We start from the raw sequence: 16,415 nt of genomic DNA on the forward strand, positions 1-16,415 counted from the left end.
GATGCTGAGTCATTGCAATTATTTGAAATAACCGAGGTAAGGATGACCGATACATTTGATCTTAAACATATTTGGCATCCCTATACTTCCATGACTGAACCTTTGGCTTGTTTTAAGGTTAAAAAGGCCTATGGCGTGACCATTGAATTGGATAATGGGCGTCAATTGATTGATGGCATGTCCTCATGGTGGTGTGCGATTCATGGTTATCAGCATGCCGATTTAGACCAAGCGGTGATTGATCAATTACAGTCAATGTCACACATTATGTTTGGTGGCTTGACCCATGAACCTGCCATTGAACTGGGCAAGTTACTGCTGCAAATTTTACCGCCAAGCCTCGATAAAATTTTCTATGCTGACTCTGGTTCAGTGGCGGTTGAAGTGGCTTTAAAAATGGCAGTGCAATATTGGACTGCACAAGGTCAAAATCAAAAAACCAACTTTGTGAGTCCACGTTCTGGCTATCACGGTGATACATGGAATGCCATGTCGGTCTGTGATCCTGTGACGGGGATGCATCAAGTCTTTGGTTCAAGTTTGCCGAATCGTTTATTTGTACCTGCACCACAAAGTTTATTTGGTGGGGCTTGGGATGCAAGGGATATCGTCGAGCTTGAGCAAACTTTAGCGCAGCATCATCACAGCATTGCAGGTTTTATTTTAGAACCGATTGTGCAGGGTGCTGGTGGGATGCGTTTTTATCATCCTGAATATTTACGTCAAGCCAAATTGCTCTGTGAAAAATATCAAGTGCTGCTCATTTTTGATGAAATTGCCACGGGCTTTGGTCGCACAGGTAAGTTGTTCGCATGGGAACATGCTCAAGTTGAGCCCGACATTATGTGTATTGGCAAGGCATTGACGGGAGGCTATATGACGCTTTCTGCAACTTTGACCACAGCGCATGTTGCTGAAACCATTAGTCGCGGTGAGGCGGGCGTATTCATGCATGGCCCCACCTTTATGGCAAACCCTTTGGCTTGTGCGGTTGCATTGAAAAGTACGCAACTGCTGTTATCACAGGACTGGCAAGCCAATATTCAACGTATTGAACAGCAGCTCAAGCAGCAGTTAATGGCTTTAGCCGATTTAGACCACGTCCAAGATGTTCGCGTTTTGGGTGCGATTGGTGTGGTAGAACTCAAGCATCCTGTGAATATGCAAAGCTTGCAGCAGCAGTTTGTCGAGCGTGGTATTTGGGTACGACCATTTGGTAAATTGGTCTACGTGATGCCGCCGTATATTATTCGTCGCGATGAATTAGATTATTTACTTACGCAGTTGGTTGAGGTGGTTGAGCAGCTGCAAGAGGCATTGGCATGAGTTTATTGGATCATTACGCAGATCAACTGGATCAGCTTAAACAACAAGGCAATTTGCGACAATTCACGCGTTATGTACAAGATCAGCACTATATCGAGCTGAATCAGCATCGTATGCTCAATTTGGCCTCCAATGATTATTTGGGCTTGGCATCTAATCTGGTTTTGCGGGAACAGTTCTTTGATGAAACACCACTGGCAGCCAGGCTGATGAGCAGTTCTTCTTCACGCTTGCTTACGGGGAATTTCCCCGAATATGAAGCGCTTGAAGATGCGATGAGCCAGGCTTTTCATGGTCGTGCTGCGTTGTTGTTTAACAGTGGCTACCATATGAATATCGGCATTTTGCCTGCCTTAAGTGACAGCCGAACTTTGATTTTGGCGGATAAGTTGGTACATGCCAGCATGATTGATGGCATCCGCTTGTCTACCGCCAAGTATATCCGCTACAAACACAATGATTTAGAACACTTAGCCCAGTTGTTGCAACGCTATCATGATGATTCTGCCTATGATCGAATTATCGTGGTCACCGAATCTATTTTTAGTATGGATGGTGATGAGACTGATTTGGCCCAATTGGTCGCAGTAAAAAATCAATTTAGCAAAGTCATGCTTTATGTCGATGAGGCGCATGCGATTGGTGTGCGTGGCGAATTGGGTTTGGGCTGTGCTGAACAATATGGTGTGATTGATGCGATTGACTTTTTAGTCGGGACTTTTGGTAAGGCGATGGCTTCGGTGGGCGGCTATCTGATTTGTGAGCCGATTATTCGAGAGTATCTGATTAATTGCATGCGTCCACTGATTTTCAGTACCGCACAACCCCCAATTTGCATGGCATGGACACAGTTTATGTTGCAGCAGGTTATGCGCTTAAATACAGCGCGTCAGCATTTGAGCGAGCTGAGTGTAATACTGCAACAGGGGATTCAAGCCAAAGGTTATGCATGTCCGTCAAGCAGTCATATTGTGCCGATTGTGGTGGGTGAATCGCAGCCAAGTATTGTGCTAGCAACGCAGCTGCAACAGGCAGGGTTTTATGTCATGCCTGTGCGACCGCCAACCGTGCCACAGCATAGTTCACGGGTACGTATTTCATTAAATGCCAACCTTGAGCAGGCGGATATCCATGCCTTGCTTCAGCAGTTGTAGGCAGCAGAGCAATGATTGATGCTTCATTGGTCGCACAACGTTTTGCCCAAGCCGGTCAGAGTTATAGTGCACAAGCCGTTATTCAAAAAAAGATTAGTCAACAACTGATCGCATATATGCAGCAGTATTTACCGAGCAAAACCTGGACGCGAAATCTAGAAGTGGGTTGCGGTTCTGGTAATTTAAGCCATCAGTTTATGCAGCATTTTCAGTATGAGCGCTTATACCTCAATGATCTTTATGCTGATGTGCAGCAACATTTTACGAACGCTTCAAAACTTGAATGGTTGATTGGCGATATTCAACAACTGGATTTCCCATCACAACTTGATTTGGTGATGTCGAGTTCAGCCTTGCAGTGGATGACTGATTTAGATCAGGTATTTACGCAGGTTTATCGGGCATTGCAGCCACAGGGATACTTTTGCTTTTCTAGTTTTGGTATCAATAACTTAAAAGAAATCAAACAACTGACAGGGCGTGGCTTAAGCTATCTTAGTGTTGATGTATTGCATAAAAAGCTAGAAGCTGCGGGCTTTGAACTGCTGTTGCTGCAAGATCAAATCGAACCCTTGTACTTCGATCATCCCAAGCAGGTTTTACAACATCTTAAGGCGACAGGGGTGACTGCAACTGCGCAGCAATATCGCTGGAGCAAGCAATCGCTATTCGATTTTTATCAGCAATATACGCAGTTTAGTCGTTTGAATGCACAGGCACAGCCGCAGTATCCACTCAGCTATCACCCTATTTATTGTATTGCGCGGAGAACATCATGAGTGCGCCTGTTTATTTTATAAGTGGCATTGATACGGATATTGGTAAAACCTATGCCACAGGTTATCTCGCACGTGTGTGGAGCGAACAGGGGCAAAGCGTTATTACCCAAAAGCTGGTACAAACTGGCAATGTGGGTTACTCCGAAGACATCGATCAGCATCGTGCATTGATGGGAGTGACATATTTCGAAGAAGATCATCGTCAACTGACCATGCCAGAAATTTTTAGCTATCCAGCATCACCACATTTGGCCAGTCAAATGGATGGACGAGCGATCGATTTTGCCAAGATTGGTGCTGCAACTGCGCAGTTGGCTGAACGTTATGATGTGGTTTTGTTAGAGGGGGCGGGAGGGCTGATGGTGCCCTTAACCACTGAAATGCTGAGTATTGATTATATTCAGCAACAACAATATCCGGTCATTTTAGTGAGTTCGGGCAGGCTGGGCAGCATTAATCATACTTTGCTGAGTTTAGAAGCGTTAAAGTCACGTGGCTTGGTATTGTATGCCTTGGCCTATAACCTTAATGATGAGTCTCAAGATCCGATTATCTCCAAAGATACAGCAGCTTATCTAAAAAATTATTTGGTAATGCATTTTCCAGAAGCCTTGTGGATAGATATTCCAGTGATCTAGCGTAGTGTGCTTATGTCGCGGACTTGAATGCTCGATGGCATAAAAAAACAGCCTTGATTGACGTCAAGGCTGTTTTTTATTTGGCTTAAAACGTTTTAATTAAAACTTTTTAAACCCTTTGTTGAATCCAGAAGGCTTACGCTGTGCATAACTGCCTTCTTTTTTGTTGCCGTTATTCTGGTCGTGGTTACGATCATTGTTGTAGCTTGAACGCTGTTGCTCGTTCGCATTACGCGGGTTTTCATTGCGGGTGTGATTGGTATTATTCGGGCGTTGGTTGTTGCCCGGACGTGCTTGATTGGTGTTACTTGGGCGTTGGTTATTGCCTTCAGTATTCGTACCCAGCTCATCTGTATCACGACGTTGTTGACGCAAATATCCGCCACGACGTGCAGCAAGTGGTTTGTCTTGCATACGCTCGGTACGACGTTTCGCCATGCCGTAAAGACCCGTTCCTTGACGTGGTTTTAAGTCTACCATTTTGGTTAAGCCATCAATTTCTGCACGATCAAGTTCAATCCAACGACCAGTACGTAATTCACGTGGCAAGATCACGCTGCCATAACGAGTACGTAATAGGCGACTTACTTTTAAACCTTGCGATTCAAAAATACGACGAACTTCGCGGTTACGGCCTTCTTTAACGACGACTTGGAACCAACGGTTAATCCCTTCACCACCAATGTCAGTGAATGATTCAAACTTTGCAGGGCCATCATCTAGGACCACGCCACGCAGCATGTTCTGACGAATTTGTGGGGTGACTTCACCCATCACACGCACCGCATATTCACGTTCGATTTCATTTGATGGATGCATTAAGCGGTTGGCAAGTTCACCATCATTGGTAAACAAGAGTAAACCGGTACTGTTAATATCTAGACGACCAACCATCACCCAGCGATCATTATCAATGTTCGGTAGATTTTCGAATACCGTTGTTCTTTGTTCAGGGTCATTGCGTGAGCAAATTTCACCTTCTGGTTTGTAGTAAATCAAGACACGACGACGTATTTCATCTTCAATTTGAAATTGAACTTTACGGCCATCAATGCGAAGCTCATCATTTGGCTCGATGCGTTCACCTACTTGAGCAATTTGACCGTTGACACTTATACGACCAGCCGCGATGACCTCTTCCATATAACGACGAGAACCTAGACCAATTCGCGCGAGTACCTTTTGCAATTTTTCACTCATGACAGCATAACCTTAGAAATAATTATCAACAGTTCACCTATTTAAGATCTGGGTGCATGTGCATCCAATGCCTTAAAAGCTTCCTTGGCATCCTGTAAGGGGGGCAATTGCTCTAGCGAGGCTAAACCAAAAGCATTCAGAAATTGTAGCGTTGTCACTAACAACGCAGGTCGCCCAGGGAGTTCACGGAATCCAGACTCTTTAATCCAGTTCCATTCAAATAAAGTCTTGAGTAGCTGACTATTATTTGAAACACCACGAATTTGTTCAATATCAGCACGGGTAACCGGTTGATAGTAAGCAACCACTGCTAAAGTTTCTAACAGTGAGGGCGAGAGTTTGGTCGGCCGTTCTGGCCATGTTTGGGTAATAATTGGGCGATATTTGGCACGGACTTGAAAGCGAAAACCTTGTGCAGTTTCAATCAGTTCTACAGCTCGATTATGCTGTAAAACCGCCAATTGTTGTAAATATTGTTGCAGTTGTGACTTACTATATTGATGCTGGAATGCTTCTCTTAGTCGTGCAATAGATACGGGTGCATCGCTCGCAAAAATAATTGCTTCTAACTGCATCAGAACATCATGATGCAATTCATCTGCGTGAAATACATTATTTTGTCCAATCGTCATTCGAATTTCCCTTGAATCGTTAAAGGTGCTTCGATTCCAGTCGCAATAATATTGAGTTTTTGTTGGCGCGAAAGCTCTAAAATAGCCATAAATGTGACGACCAAACCGAGTCGACCTTGACTGGGTTTAAGCAACGCATCAAAGCTTAGAATAACACCTTTGCTCAACATTTGTTCAATGTGTGCAATGCGTTCTTCTAAAAGCACAGGCTCTTGTTCAATGGTATGTTGAATGGGTTCAGGGCGATTAAAAATACACAGCATGGCATGTTGTAACTGTTCTGCTGCATAGCCTTCAATCACAGGCTCAACCAGACCAATTGAAATGTGAGTATTAAAGGTGTCACGGTTGAGGATTGGCATTTTGCCCAAATGTTCAGCCGCATTTTTAATTTTAAGATAGGTTTCTAAACGATCAATCAGTTGTTGTTTCGGATCTTTTTCAAGATCAATATTCTTTGGCTTGGGTAAGAGCAGTCTAGATTTTAAATCGGCCAATAATGCAGCCATCACCATATAGTCTGCGGTTAGCTCAATATTGAGTGACTTCATGTTGTCCATATAGGCGAGGTATTGTGCAGCAATGGGCGCAATATCAAGACGGACTAAGTCAAAACCATTTTTTTGAATTAAATAAATCAAGAAGTCGAGGGGCCCTTCGAAATGTTCAAGCAAAATTTCGAATGCAGCAGGAGGAATATATAAATCCTCAGGGACAGTTTCTTGCCATTCATCTAAAACGCGGATGTACGGCATTTTGTCCATTGTATTATGGAGTGCTTGTGTCATTACAGTTAGTGAGCCACTCGAGTTTTTAAAAAGCATGCAAATGCCAGTTCGAGCTATTATTCATTGATTAAAAAAGTACCCGCAAATTAAATGCGGAGAAGGGAGCATCGAAAAGCATAGAAATTCTCACCATTCTAATGTAAAAAAACGTATGAAGAAATTGCTAAAACTACAAAAATACAAAAAAAGCTGTAAATAAATGGTAGATATACCTTTTTAAGCCGAAGATCATGTGATTTTTTTGTGATATTTTAATTTGATTGACAACCAGTGCAGCGTAGAAACTAGCGATTTGCTTAGGATCCCAATGCGCTTGGAACAGGGAAATGTACCATTATGCAAAGCTTTCAACAAACACAGCAGAATGAATTTGATCAACTTGTAGGCGTTTCAATTGAAGCAGTGCAATTTAGCGAATCTCCCGCAACGACACTAATCGGTCAACAGGTCAGTCTAGATTTAATCGTGCCGTCCAATATCGCTAAAGTTGAGGTGGAGCAGTTGTGGGATTGTATCAACACTGAGCCAGATCTGCGTTGTTGGACATATTTGCCTTATGCGGGTTTTGATGGTCAAGCACAACTTGAAGCGATGTTGAGTTGTAATTTTAGTTTTGTTGGTTCAGTACATTATTTGATTAAATTGGATCAACAGGCCGTTGGTTGGGTGGCTTTGCTTAATCCGCGACCAACACATCGCGTAATTGAAATTGGGAATGTCTATTTTTCAGCAGCAATGAAGCAATCTATTGCTTCAACTGAAACGATTTTCTTGTTATTAGCGCAATGCTTTGAGCAAGGTTATCGCCGTGTAGAGTGGAAGTGTGATGAATTGAATCAACCCTCTTATCGCGCTGCATTACGCTACGGTTTTCAATATGAAGGAACATTCCGCCAAGATCGTATTGCCAAAGGACATAACCGTAATACGGCATGGTTTTCAATTTTGGATGAAGAGTGGCCACAATTGCAGCAAGCCTATCGAGCTTGGTTAAAAGCCGATAATTTTGATGCACAGGGGCAACAAAAGCAGCGTCTAGCAGATTTTATTAAAGGCGATCAAAGATAAATTAGGTTATATTGTTAGATCATTGATTTAATTTGATTTTTAGTGTGTTGTGGATTGAGTTGGATTCCTTATTTGAAACACTGCTGTTCTAAGCTCTTCTCCGTTTATATATTTAAAATGAGCGTGGAAGTGTTTGTAGAATTTTAATTAACGAAACAATAAATGACTGTGCATATTGAAAATATAGCGTGCTGACTAGAAAGTAAACTTTAAGTAATTGTGGATATGGGGTGTTAAATGAGCGTAACGTGGACGAATGGATATCAAACTGATGTTAATTATACCTATGGTTATTATAAGGATTTGAGTCCAAGTTATCAGCGGTTTTGTTTGCTGCTCAATGGAGTAGATAGCTCATTTTCGAGTGAGCAGCATACGCATTGTGAGCTAGGCTTTGGTCAAGGGGTGAGTATAAACGTTCATGCCGCAGCCTCTGACAGTATTTACTGGGGAACTGATTTTAATCCTACTCACGCTGCACACGCCAATCAGTTGGCTGCACAGAGTAAAGTTCAACATCACTTTTTTGATGATAGCTTTGAAGAGTTGCTTAATCGCACAGATCTCCCACAGTTTGACTCTATCGGTTTGCATGGTATTTGGAGCTGGATTAGTTATGAAAATCAACTCATTATTCTCAAGTTTATACGTCATCATTTAAAACCTAATGGTATTGTCTATCTGAGTTATAACTGTATGACCGGTTGGGCATCGAATGTTCCGGTTCGCGAATTACTCTATAGCCACTTTAAATTTAATAGCAAAAGCCATGATCCGACTCAAAAAGTAAAAGATGCTTTGCAGTTTAGTGAGGCGCTGATCGAGCAAGATCCAATCTATGCACAACGAAATCCGCAAGCCAAGCGGAAATTAAATGATTTAAAAAAACAAAATCCAAACTATTTGATTCATGAGTACTTGAATCAGGATTGGCAGTGCTTTTCATTTCAACAAGTGGTTCGGTTATTTGAAGAAACCAAATTGAGTTTTGCTGGATCGACAGATTTAAATAAACATATTTCTAATATTAATTTAACGGAAGAGCAGCAAGTATTCTTAAATAAAATTGAGCATCCGATCTTTAAAGAACAATGCTTGGATTATTTCATGGCAACGCAATTTCGACGCGATTTATTTGTTCGTGGTGGACAAAGCTTAACCGCGCTGCAAGTGAAAGAAAGGCTTAGAGATACTTATTTTGTAATACTGAATAAAACTGAAGATCTTCCAAAAACCATTACAGGCTATTTGGGTGAATTCAATCTGATTGAAGAAATTTACCAAAAAATTGGTGAGAAATTTACGACGGAAAAATATCGCCCTCTAACCTTGAGAACATTGGAAGAGAGTTTACCGAGCTTAAATTATGAGAAAATCTTAAATGCATTGATTGTATTGTGTCATTTAGGTTATGCGCAACCTTGTCAAAACCATGCACCAAGCGATCAAGTTCTTGAACAATGTCATAACTTAAATAAACAGCTATTGAATGCATCGAAATTCCATGCGAACTATCAAGTGTTAATCAGCCCATTAACGGGAATAGGTGTGCCTGTAAACCACTTAAATCAGTTGTTTTATGCAGCTTATTATTTAGATGGATTGAAAACAGAACAATTACTGGCAGAATATGTTCAAAAGGTTTTTGATAATTTAGGTTGGTCATTACTGTCAGAGCAACAGGAAACCGTTACTGATCCGAAAGAAAGCATCAAGATTTTGAAGAAAAATGCACGAGTATTTCTAGATGGTGCTGTAATTGCAATCGCTGATCAGCTCCGTTTTTTTGCTTAAGTGCTTAGTGAATTAATTGCGATCGGTCAATGAGCAAAGGCCTTCAATATATTGAAGGCCTTTGCTGTTTAGCATACTCATTTTAAGGGAGTGTCGGAGCGATATTTTTATTCAAATGCACTCACATCCCCGACACCACGACGGATAACCTCTGGGTTTGGAGTTGAAAGGTCAACAATACTGGTGCTGGTTAAAGTTCCAAAGCCACTGTCAATAAACACATCAATACGCTTTTCTAATTGTTGCTCAATTTCATAAGGATCATCGAGTGGCAAGTCTTGATTGGGCAAAATAAGCGTGCTGGTTAATAACGGTTCACCCAGTTCTTTTAATAACAATTGGCAAATTAAATTGTTAGGAACGCGTAGACCAATGGTTTTCTTTTTGGCATGCATTAACCGTTTAGGCACTTCACTTGTCGCAGGCAAGATAAAGGTCGTCACTGCCGGAGTGTTGGCTTTCAATAGACGATACATGGCATTATCGACCCGCGCATAGGTGGCAATATCGGATAAATCTGCACAGAGAATTGCATATTGGTGTTTCGGGCCTAGACCACGGATTTGCGCAATTCGCTCCATGGCACTTTTATTTCCTATTTGGCAGCCAATGGCATAAGCCGCATCGGTCGGGTAGACCACGACATCACCAGCACGAATACGTTCGACTGCTTGAGTAATCAGGCGAGGTTGTGGGTTATCAGGATGTATTCTTAAATGGAGCATCTTATTTTCTCCTGGACTTATATCTTGAAGACAAAGTTTTGAAAACAATATTTGGAATTAAAGTTCTAGTTTAATGTGATCTATTTGAATTTACATAAAAAGTATGAACAGTATGTCGTGTAAACCGCATTTAGTCTAACATTTCACGTTGGAATTCATCTTGGTAGAGTGGCTGACCAGCACGGGTACAAGCACAAATCTGTTTGATGAAGTGTAATGCATCGCGTGGTAGTTTGGCTTCTGCGTTGAAATAACGTTGTACTTGTGCATACACATTATCTTTGAACTGGCTGCCATCACCACCATCACCCGTTAAATTATCTAGCGAGACTCGGAACTTTCGCTTAAAGGCTTGTGAAAATAACCACTCAATCGCTTGGGGTTTGATTTCAACTTGCTCAAATATCGCTTGTTGTTCTTGGCTTCGACCGTCGGGTGCATACCAGTAGCCAAGATCGGGGAGTGTACGACGTTCTGGGCCTGCAATACACCAATGACTGATTTCATGTAAGGCACTATTAAAGAAACCATGTGCAAATTGAATGCTTGCAGGTGATTGATTTTGTGCAGGAAAATACTCTGGCTCGGCATCACTACGAAGCAATTGAACATTTGAGTATGAAAACCACCGATTAAAGTGTAAAATAAGCCAGTCAACTTGTTGGGCTTCTGTATGTTGGGCTGACCACAATGAATCAAATATTCGATTCGGGCTTGGGGTCAAATCTTCAATGAATAGAGGAGTGCGAACAGTTGATGTTGTGGATTTTGGTTGCTTTTGCAACTGATGCATAACTTGATTTACCGAATTGAGCTGTCTAAGTAAGTACAAAATTGTATCTTAATCTTTGACATAATAGCCATGAATTTGTAGAATTGCCGCCTTAATTATGTCAGCAAATACCTTTCCGGCACAGATAGAGCCGTTTAAATGGGCTGAACAAGGTTATTCATGGTCAGGTTCCCTGCCCTTGTCTAGCTTTGCTCGTATTGCCCGTGAAGCTGTTGGACCAATTGATCATCATTTGGTTCAGATAGACTGTAAGCTATCATTGGATCCGTATCATCGTATCGTATGGTTAGATGGTAATGTTGAAATGAAAGTACCAATGGAGTGCCAGCGTTGCTTGGAACCCGTTGAGTGTGCTTTTGTTTCTAATTTTCATTTAGCGCTAGTGGATGATGAATCACTGGTAGAGCGCTTGGATGAGGATGCTGATTTCATCGTTTTAGGTGAAAGTGAAGCGACAACCAAAGGTGATTATTCTGCACCTGCGACTGTTAATTTACTCGCACTCATAGAAGATGAATTGTTATTGTTGATGCCTTTGTCACCTAAGCACGATACTTGTGAACATAAGCATCAACCTGCCGATGAAGATCTTGTCGAAGAAGAGCGGGATAACCCGTTCGATGTTTTGGCAAGTTTGAAAGGCAAACTTAACTGACACATGTTATAGTGTTAGGTTAAGACAACTAAATTTGTTCTGATCCATTTTTTCGATCTTTGTAAGGAGCCATCATGGCCGTTCAGCAAAACCGTAAAAGTCGCTCTCGCCGTGACATGCGCCGTTCACATGACGCTTTAACCGAGAATGCATTAACTGTAGACCAAACTACTGGTGAAACGCATCGTCGTCACCATGTAACTAAAGACGGTTTCTACCGTGGTCGTCAATTATTCGCTCAAGCAGCTGATGCTGAATAATTGTTGATGCATTAAGCGTTGAGCTTAGTGAAAAAAAATGGGAGCGTAAGCTCCCTTTTTTTGTTGTATTTAGCAATTAAAATCATTTGAATTCCATGTTAAATTTCCGCATCGGAAACGATATTAGAAAAACTGAAGGGACTTTATATGTCTGCTAATAGACTCGATCAAATTGCTCAAGCCACTCAAACAGCATTTCTGTTTCCTGGTCAAGGGTCACAAAAAGTTGGAATGCTCGCTGAACTGGCAGAACAGTTTAGTGGCATACAAGCAACGTTCACTGAAGCATCTGATGCCGTGGGGTTAGACTTATGGAAGATTGCGCAAAGTGGTGAAGGTTTAGATCAAACTGAAAATACCCAACCCGTATTACTCACGACAAGCATTGCCTTGTGGCGTTTATGGTTAGATTTGGGTGGTCTTGCACCTAAATACCTTGCTGGGCACTCTTTAGGAGAGTACAGCGCATTGGTTGCAGGTAATGCTTTAAGCTTAGCTGATGCAGTCAAATTGGTACGTTTGCGTGGGCAATTGATGCAAACTGCTGTCCCGCAAGGTGAAGGCGCAATGGCTGCAATCTTAGGGTTAGATGATGCCAAAGTGGTTGAGCTTTGTCGTTTAGCTTCACAGGCTGGAAATGGTTCTGTGGATGCGGCAAATTATAATGCGAAAGGTCAAGTGGTGATTGCGGGTACAGCTGCTTTGGTTCAAGCTGTCATGCTTCAAGCCAAAGAACAGTCAGGTAAAGCGATTGCATTACCGGTTTCTGTACCGTCACATTGTGCCCTCATGAAGCCTGCTGCAGAAAAGTTTGCAGAAGCTTTGGAACAAACTGCCATTGAGCTACCTTGTATTCCTGTAATACAAAATGTAAATGCAGCTGCTGCGACAGATGTGATGCAATTGCGCAGTGCTTTAACTGCTCAGCTCTATCAATCTGTACAGTGGACAAAAACCATGCAATATCTGCAGGATCAAGGTATTCAATATGTGGTGGAATGTGGTCCAGGGAATGTGCTAGCAAATCTTGCCAAGCGTTTACCGAACATAGAAAAAGCTTTTCCAATTGATACACAAAGTCGAATCGAAGATGCATTGAATGCCATCTTGGTAGCAGAAGGGAAGATTGCATGAGTCAAGAACAGAAAGTTGCTTTAGTCACCGGTGCCAGCAGAGGAATTGGTGCGGCGATTGCACAGCAACTTATTTTAGACGGTTTTTTTGTTGTCGGTACTGCGACCTCAGAAAGTGGTGCAGATAAACTGAAAGCGCAGTTTGCAGATCAAGGTACTGGCGCAGTACTTGATGTTCGCGATGCGACTGCAATAGATGCTTTGGTGACGCATATTGAAGCTGAATATGGTCCAGTGATGGTGTTGGTCAACAATGCCGGCATTACCAAAGATAATCTATTACTGCGTATGTCAGAAGAAGATTGGGATGATATTTTAAATATTCATTTAAAAGCGGTTTTCCGTCTTTCTAAAAGTGTTTTAAAAGGGATGACCAGAGCCCGTTTTGGTCGCATCATCAATATTAGTTCAGTGGTTGCTCACTTTGCTAATCCGGGGCAGGCCAATTACTCTGCTGCTAAAGCTGGAATTGAAGCATTTAGCCGTAGTTTGGCCAAAGAAATGGGTAGTCGTCAGATTACCGTAAATTGCATTGCACCTGGTTTCATTGCAACTGAAATGACTGAACAGTTGAACGAAGATATTCGTAAAAAAATGAATGATCAAGTCGCTTTAAACCGTTTTGGTGAGCCCCAAGATATTGCCAATGCGGTTAGTTTTTTAGCATCTGACAAAGCCAGTTACATAACCGGCAACGTTTTACACGTGAATGGCGGTTTATTCATGGCTTAATGCGATGGATAAACTATGAAATAAATCAATATTCAATTAAACTATCGGCAATTAAAAACGCCGCCACAAGCATGAGGAGAATTTCCTGTGAGCGATATCGAACTACGTATCAAACAAGCAGTCGCAGAACAACTTGGTATGAAAGCTGAAGAAATCAAAAACGAAGCATCTTTTATGGATGACTTAGGTGCTGACTCTTTAGATCTAGTAGAACTTGTTATGTCTTTCGAAAACGATTTTGACATCACAATTCCAGATGAAGATTCTAACGAAATCACAACTGTTCAATCTGCAATTGACTATGTTTCTAAAAAGTTAGGTTAATCACTCACTTTTTAATAGACATAAAATTAAGCCACCATTGCGGTGGCTTTTTTTATGGGAAAATTTTTAGTCCAAGTATTTGGATGATTATGGTTTATTTTTTCGATACAGCAGAAAAGTTTCGCTGCCAATTATTCTTTAACTGCTCAGTTATTGTATGATATGAGCAAATTTCGACTGATCAGTGTGATTGATCAGTATCACGTCGCTAAAGTGAATTGTAGTATTCATTTCGAGCAAAACATTGTGGAAAAATAACATGCCTGACTATCGTTCAAAAACATCGACACATGGAAGAAATATGGCTGGCGCACGCGGATTGTGGCGTGCAACAGGAATGAAAGATGAAGATTTTGGGAAACCGATTATTGCGGTAGTCAACTCGTTTACCCAATTCGTTCCGGGCCATGTGCATTTAAAAGACCTCGGTCAATTGGTTGCTGCAGAGATTCATGCTGCCGGTGGTGTTGCCAAAGAGTTCAATACTATTGCAGTCGATGACGGCATTGCGATGGGGCATGATGGCATGCTGTACTCGCTACCTTCACGTGATCTCATTGCGGACTCTGTTGAATACATGGTGAATGCGCATTGTGCTGATGCCATGGTATGTATTTCGAACTGTGACAAAATTACCCCAGGAATGTTGATGGCGGCAATGCGTCTTAATATTCCAGTGGTCTTTGTTTCTGGCGGTCCGATGGAAGCAGGTAAAGTCAAAATTCGTGGCAGTGAAAAAGCCATTGATTTGGTGGATGCGATGGTCGTGGCTGCAGATGACAACTACACTGATGAAGAAGTTGCAGCGATTGAGCGTTCTGCTTGCCCAACTTGTGGTTCATGTTCAGGCATGTTCACGGCAAACTCGATGAACTGTTTAACCGAAGCTTTGGGTTTATCGTTGCCGGGGAATGGTTCAACCCTAGCCACGCATGCCAAACGTAAAGAGTTGTTCTTAAAGGCAGGTCAGCTGATTGTTGAACTTGCAAAACGTTATTACGAACAAGATGACAGCAGTATTTTACCGCGCTCGATTGCGACTAAAGCGGCCTTTGAAAATGCAATGACTTTAGATATTGCGATGGGTGGTTCAACCAATACCGTATTGCACTTGTTGGCTGCTGCACATGAAGCCGAAGTTGACTTCACTATGGCAGACATTGATAAACTGTCACGTCATGTGCCAGTACTCTGCAAAGTTGCACCCGCGAAACAAGATGTGCACATGGAAGATATCCATCGTGCCGGTGGGATTATGGCAATTTTAGGTGAATTAAGCCGTGCCAATTTGCTCGATACTTCTGTGCCAACGGTACATGAAAAAACCTTGCAAGATGCGATCAACAAATGGGACATCATCCTGACTGAAGCGCCAGATGTGTATGAGTTTTATCGTGCAGCACCGGGCGGTGTACCTACGCAAGTGGCTTTCTCACAAAATCGTTATTATTCAAAACTTGACGGCGACCGTGAAAATGGCGTGATTCGTCAAGCTGCACATGCCTTCTCGCAAGACGGTGGTTTGGCTGTATTGTCAGGCAATATCGCACTTGAAGGCTGTATTGTGAAAACAGCAGGTGTGGATGAGTCGATTCTTAAATTCACCGGTCAAGCCCGAGTATTTGAAAGCCAAGATGCTGCGGTTGAAGCAATTTTAGGCAATCAAATTGTCGCAGGCGATGTGGTGGTGATTCGCTATGAAGGCCCACGTGGTGGTCCGGGTATGCAAGAAATGTTATATCCAACCAGCTACTTAAAGTCGAAAGGTTTGGGTAAAGACTGTGCCTTAATTACCGATGGTCGTTTCTCTGGTGGATCGTCAGGTTTATCGATTGGGCATATCTCACCTGAAGCAGCTGAGGGCGGTGCCATTGGTTTGGTGGAAGATGGCGATATCATTGAAATCGACATTCCAAATCGCTCGATTCATTTGAAAATAGATGAGCAAACCATGCAAGCACGCCGTGAAGCGCAAGAGCAGCACGGCTGGCAGCCAAAAGAACAACGTCAGCGTTATGTGTCTAAAGCACTTAAAATCTACGCACAACATACCACCAGTGCGGCCAAAGGTGCTGTTCGTATCGTTTAAAAGGATTTATATCCTTTAGCTCAAAAAAGGCTTAAGCAATGTGCTTAAGCCTTTTTTATTTATAAGTTGCATTTTATAAAACGGATATTTGAGAACGTTGCTACTGATTTTTTTCACAGTCTAGAATAATAGACTGATACAGCTAAAACGATATAAAAATAAGTTGAAATTCAACGATGAAATAGCGATTAAGTTGCGGATGAAAACACGATATTTATACTTGGTGACTGGGTTGGTTTAAAATGATTAAAATGATATAAGTTACTTATTTTTATATAAAAATAATTTTAATATTCATGGTAGTAGCTCTAATTTTTGCGGTGTT

Annotated in this window: 16 protein-coding genes and 1 pseudogene; 12 read left to right on the forward strand and 5 right to left on the reverse strand. The window is 42.0% G+C overall.

What is annotated here, in order from left to right:
* Positions 1–42: 42 nt before the first annotated feature.
* The 4 genes from bioA to bioD are packed head-to-tail and all read left to right on the forward strand — an operon-like array spanning position 43 to position 3,897.
* Entirely contained in the window at positions 43–1,326 is a 1,284-nt protein-coding gene (gene bioA, locus FD716_RS03820; RefSeq protein WP_139851036.1) for an adenosylmethionine--8-amino-7-oxononanoate transaminase, read from the forward strand.
* Positions 1,323–2,480, forward strand: coding sequence for an 8-amino-7-oxononanoate synthase (locus FD716_RS03825; RefSeq protein WP_139851037.1), 1,158 nt, complete (start codon positions 1,323–1,325; stop codon positions 2,478–2,480). Before bioA ends, FD716_RS03825 begins: the two co-directional genes overlap by 4 nt.
* Before the next feature lie 11 nt (positions 2,481–2,491).
* Positions 2,492–3,259, forward strand: coding sequence for a malonyl-ACP O-methyltransferase BioC (gene bioC / locus FD716_RS03830; protein ID WP_139851038.1), 768 nt, complete (start codon positions 2,492–2,494; stop codon positions 3,257–3,259).
* Entirely contained in the window at positions 3,256–3,897 is a 642-nt protein-coding gene (gene bioD / locus FD716_RS03835) for a dethiobiotin synthase (RefSeq protein ID WP_139851039.1), read from the forward strand. The genes bioC and bioD overlap by 4 nt, the downstream gene beginning before the upstream one ends.
* 99 nt (positions 3,898–3,996) lie before the next feature.
* Here bioD and rluB read toward each other — a convergent pair whose 3' ends face one another.
* Genes rluB through FD716_RS03850 form a run of 3 tightly spaced genes read right to left on the reverse strand, consistent with a single transcriptional unit; the run spans position 3,997 to position 6,517 of the window.
* Positions 3,997–5,097, reverse strand: a complete 1,101-nt coding sequence (gene rluB, locus FD716_RS03840; RefSeq protein WP_139851040.1) for a 23S rRNA pseudouridine(2605) synthase RluB — start codon at positions 5,095–5,097, stop codon at positions 3,997–3,999.
* Positions 5,098–5,138: 41 nt separating this feature from the next.
* The gene (scpB, locus tag FD716_RS03845) at positions 5,139–5,729 is read right to left on the reverse strand and encodes an SMC-Scp complex subunit ScpB (protein ID WP_139851041.1); all 591 of its coding nucleotides are present in this window, start codon (positions 5,727–5,729) and stop codon (positions 5,139–5,141) included.
* Positions 5,726–6,517, reverse strand: a complete 792-nt coding sequence (locus tag FD716_RS03850) for a segregation and condensation protein A (protein WP_139853604.1) — start codon at positions 6,515–6,517, stop codon at positions 5,726–5,728. Before FD716_RS03850 ends, scpB begins: the two co-directional genes overlap by 4 nt.
* Positions 6,518–6,853: 336 nt before the next feature.
* On the opposite strand from FD716_RS03850, the gene FD716_RS03855 reads away from it, so the two are divergent.
* Both FD716_RS03855 and FD716_RS03860 read left to right on the forward strand, forming a co-directional pair.
* On the forward strand, positions 6,854–7,585 hold the full coding sequence (locus FD716_RS03855) for a GNAT family N-acetyltransferase (protein ID WP_139851042.1): 732 nt from the start codon (positions 6,854–6,856) through the stop codon (positions 7,583–7,585).
* Positions 7,586–7,822: 237 nt separating this feature from the next.
* The gene (locus FD716_RS03860) at positions 7,823–9,379 is read left to right on the forward strand and encodes a class I SAM-dependent methyltransferase (protein WP_139851043.1); all 1,557 of its coding nucleotides are present in this window, start codon (positions 7,823–7,825) and stop codon (positions 9,377–9,379) included.
* Between the two features lie 107 nt (positions 9,380–9,486).
* Here the strand turns inward: FD716_RS03860 and FD716_RS03865 are convergent, their stop codons facing one another.
* The gene (locus FD716_RS03865) at positions 9,487–10,104 is read right to left on the reverse strand and encodes an L-threonylcarbamoyladenylate synthase (RefSeq protein WP_139851044.1); all 618 of its coding nucleotides are present in this window, start codon (positions 10,102–10,104) and stop codon (positions 9,487–9,489) included.
* Positions 10,105–10,234: 130 nt separating this feature from the next.
* A pseudogene (locus FD716_RS03870) lies at positions 10,235–10,774 on the reverse strand (elongation factor P hydroxylase); the annotation flags it as partial.
* Between the two features lie 220 nt (positions 10,775–10,994).
* Between FD716_RS03870 and FD716_RS03875 the strand changes: the two are divergent.
* The 6 genes from FD716_RS03875 (at position 10,995) to ilvD (ending at position 16,090) form a co-directional block, all read left to right on the forward strand.
* Positions 10,995–11,552 carry a YceD family protein gene (locus FD716_RS03875; RefSeq protein WP_139851046.1) on the forward strand — a complete coding sequence of 186 codons (558 nt, stop codon included), beginning with the start codon at positions 10,995–10,997 and terminating at the stop codon, positions 11,550–11,552.
* 74 nt (positions 11,553–11,626) lie between these two features.
* A complete protein-coding gene (gene rpmF / locus FD716_RS03880) occupies positions 11,627–11,812 on the forward strand; it encodes a 50S ribosomal protein L32 (RefSeq protein WP_139851047.1) in 186 nt (61 codons plus the stop codon).
* 147 nt (positions 11,813–11,959) lie between these two features.
* Positions 11,960–12,946 (forward strand): ACP S-malonyltransferase, encoded by a 987-nt coding sequence (gene fabD, locus FD716_RS03885; protein WP_139851048.1) that lies wholly within the window; start codon positions 11,960–11,962, stop codon positions 12,944–12,946.
* Positions 12,943–13,677, forward strand: coding sequence for a 3-oxoacyl-ACP reductase FabG (gene fabG, locus FD716_RS03890; protein ID WP_139851049.1), 735 nt, complete (start codon positions 12,943–12,945; stop codon positions 13,675–13,677). Before fabD ends, fabG begins: the two co-directional genes overlap by 4 nt.
* An 87-nt stretch (positions 13,678–13,764) precedes the next feature.
* Positions 13,765–14,001, forward strand: a complete 237-nt coding sequence (acpP, locus tag FD716_RS03895; protein ID WP_086190352.1) for an acyl carrier protein — start codon at positions 13,765–13,767, stop codon at positions 13,999–14,001.
* Between the two features lie 259 nt (positions 14,002–14,260).
* Positions 14,261–16,090 (forward strand): dihydroxy-acid dehydratase, encoded by a 1,830-nt coding sequence (gene ilvD, locus FD716_RS03900; protein WP_139851050.1) that lies wholly within the window; start codon positions 14,261–14,263, stop codon positions 16,088–16,090.
* The last annotated feature ends 325 nt before the right edge of the window (positions 16,091–16,415 follow it).

The sequence above is a fragment of the Acinetobacter pullicarnis genome (assembly GCF_006352475.1).
GTDB classification, from domain to species: domain Bacteria; phylum Pseudomonadota; class Gammaproteobacteria; order Pseudomonadales; family Moraxellaceae; genus Acinetobacter; species Acinetobacter pullicarnis.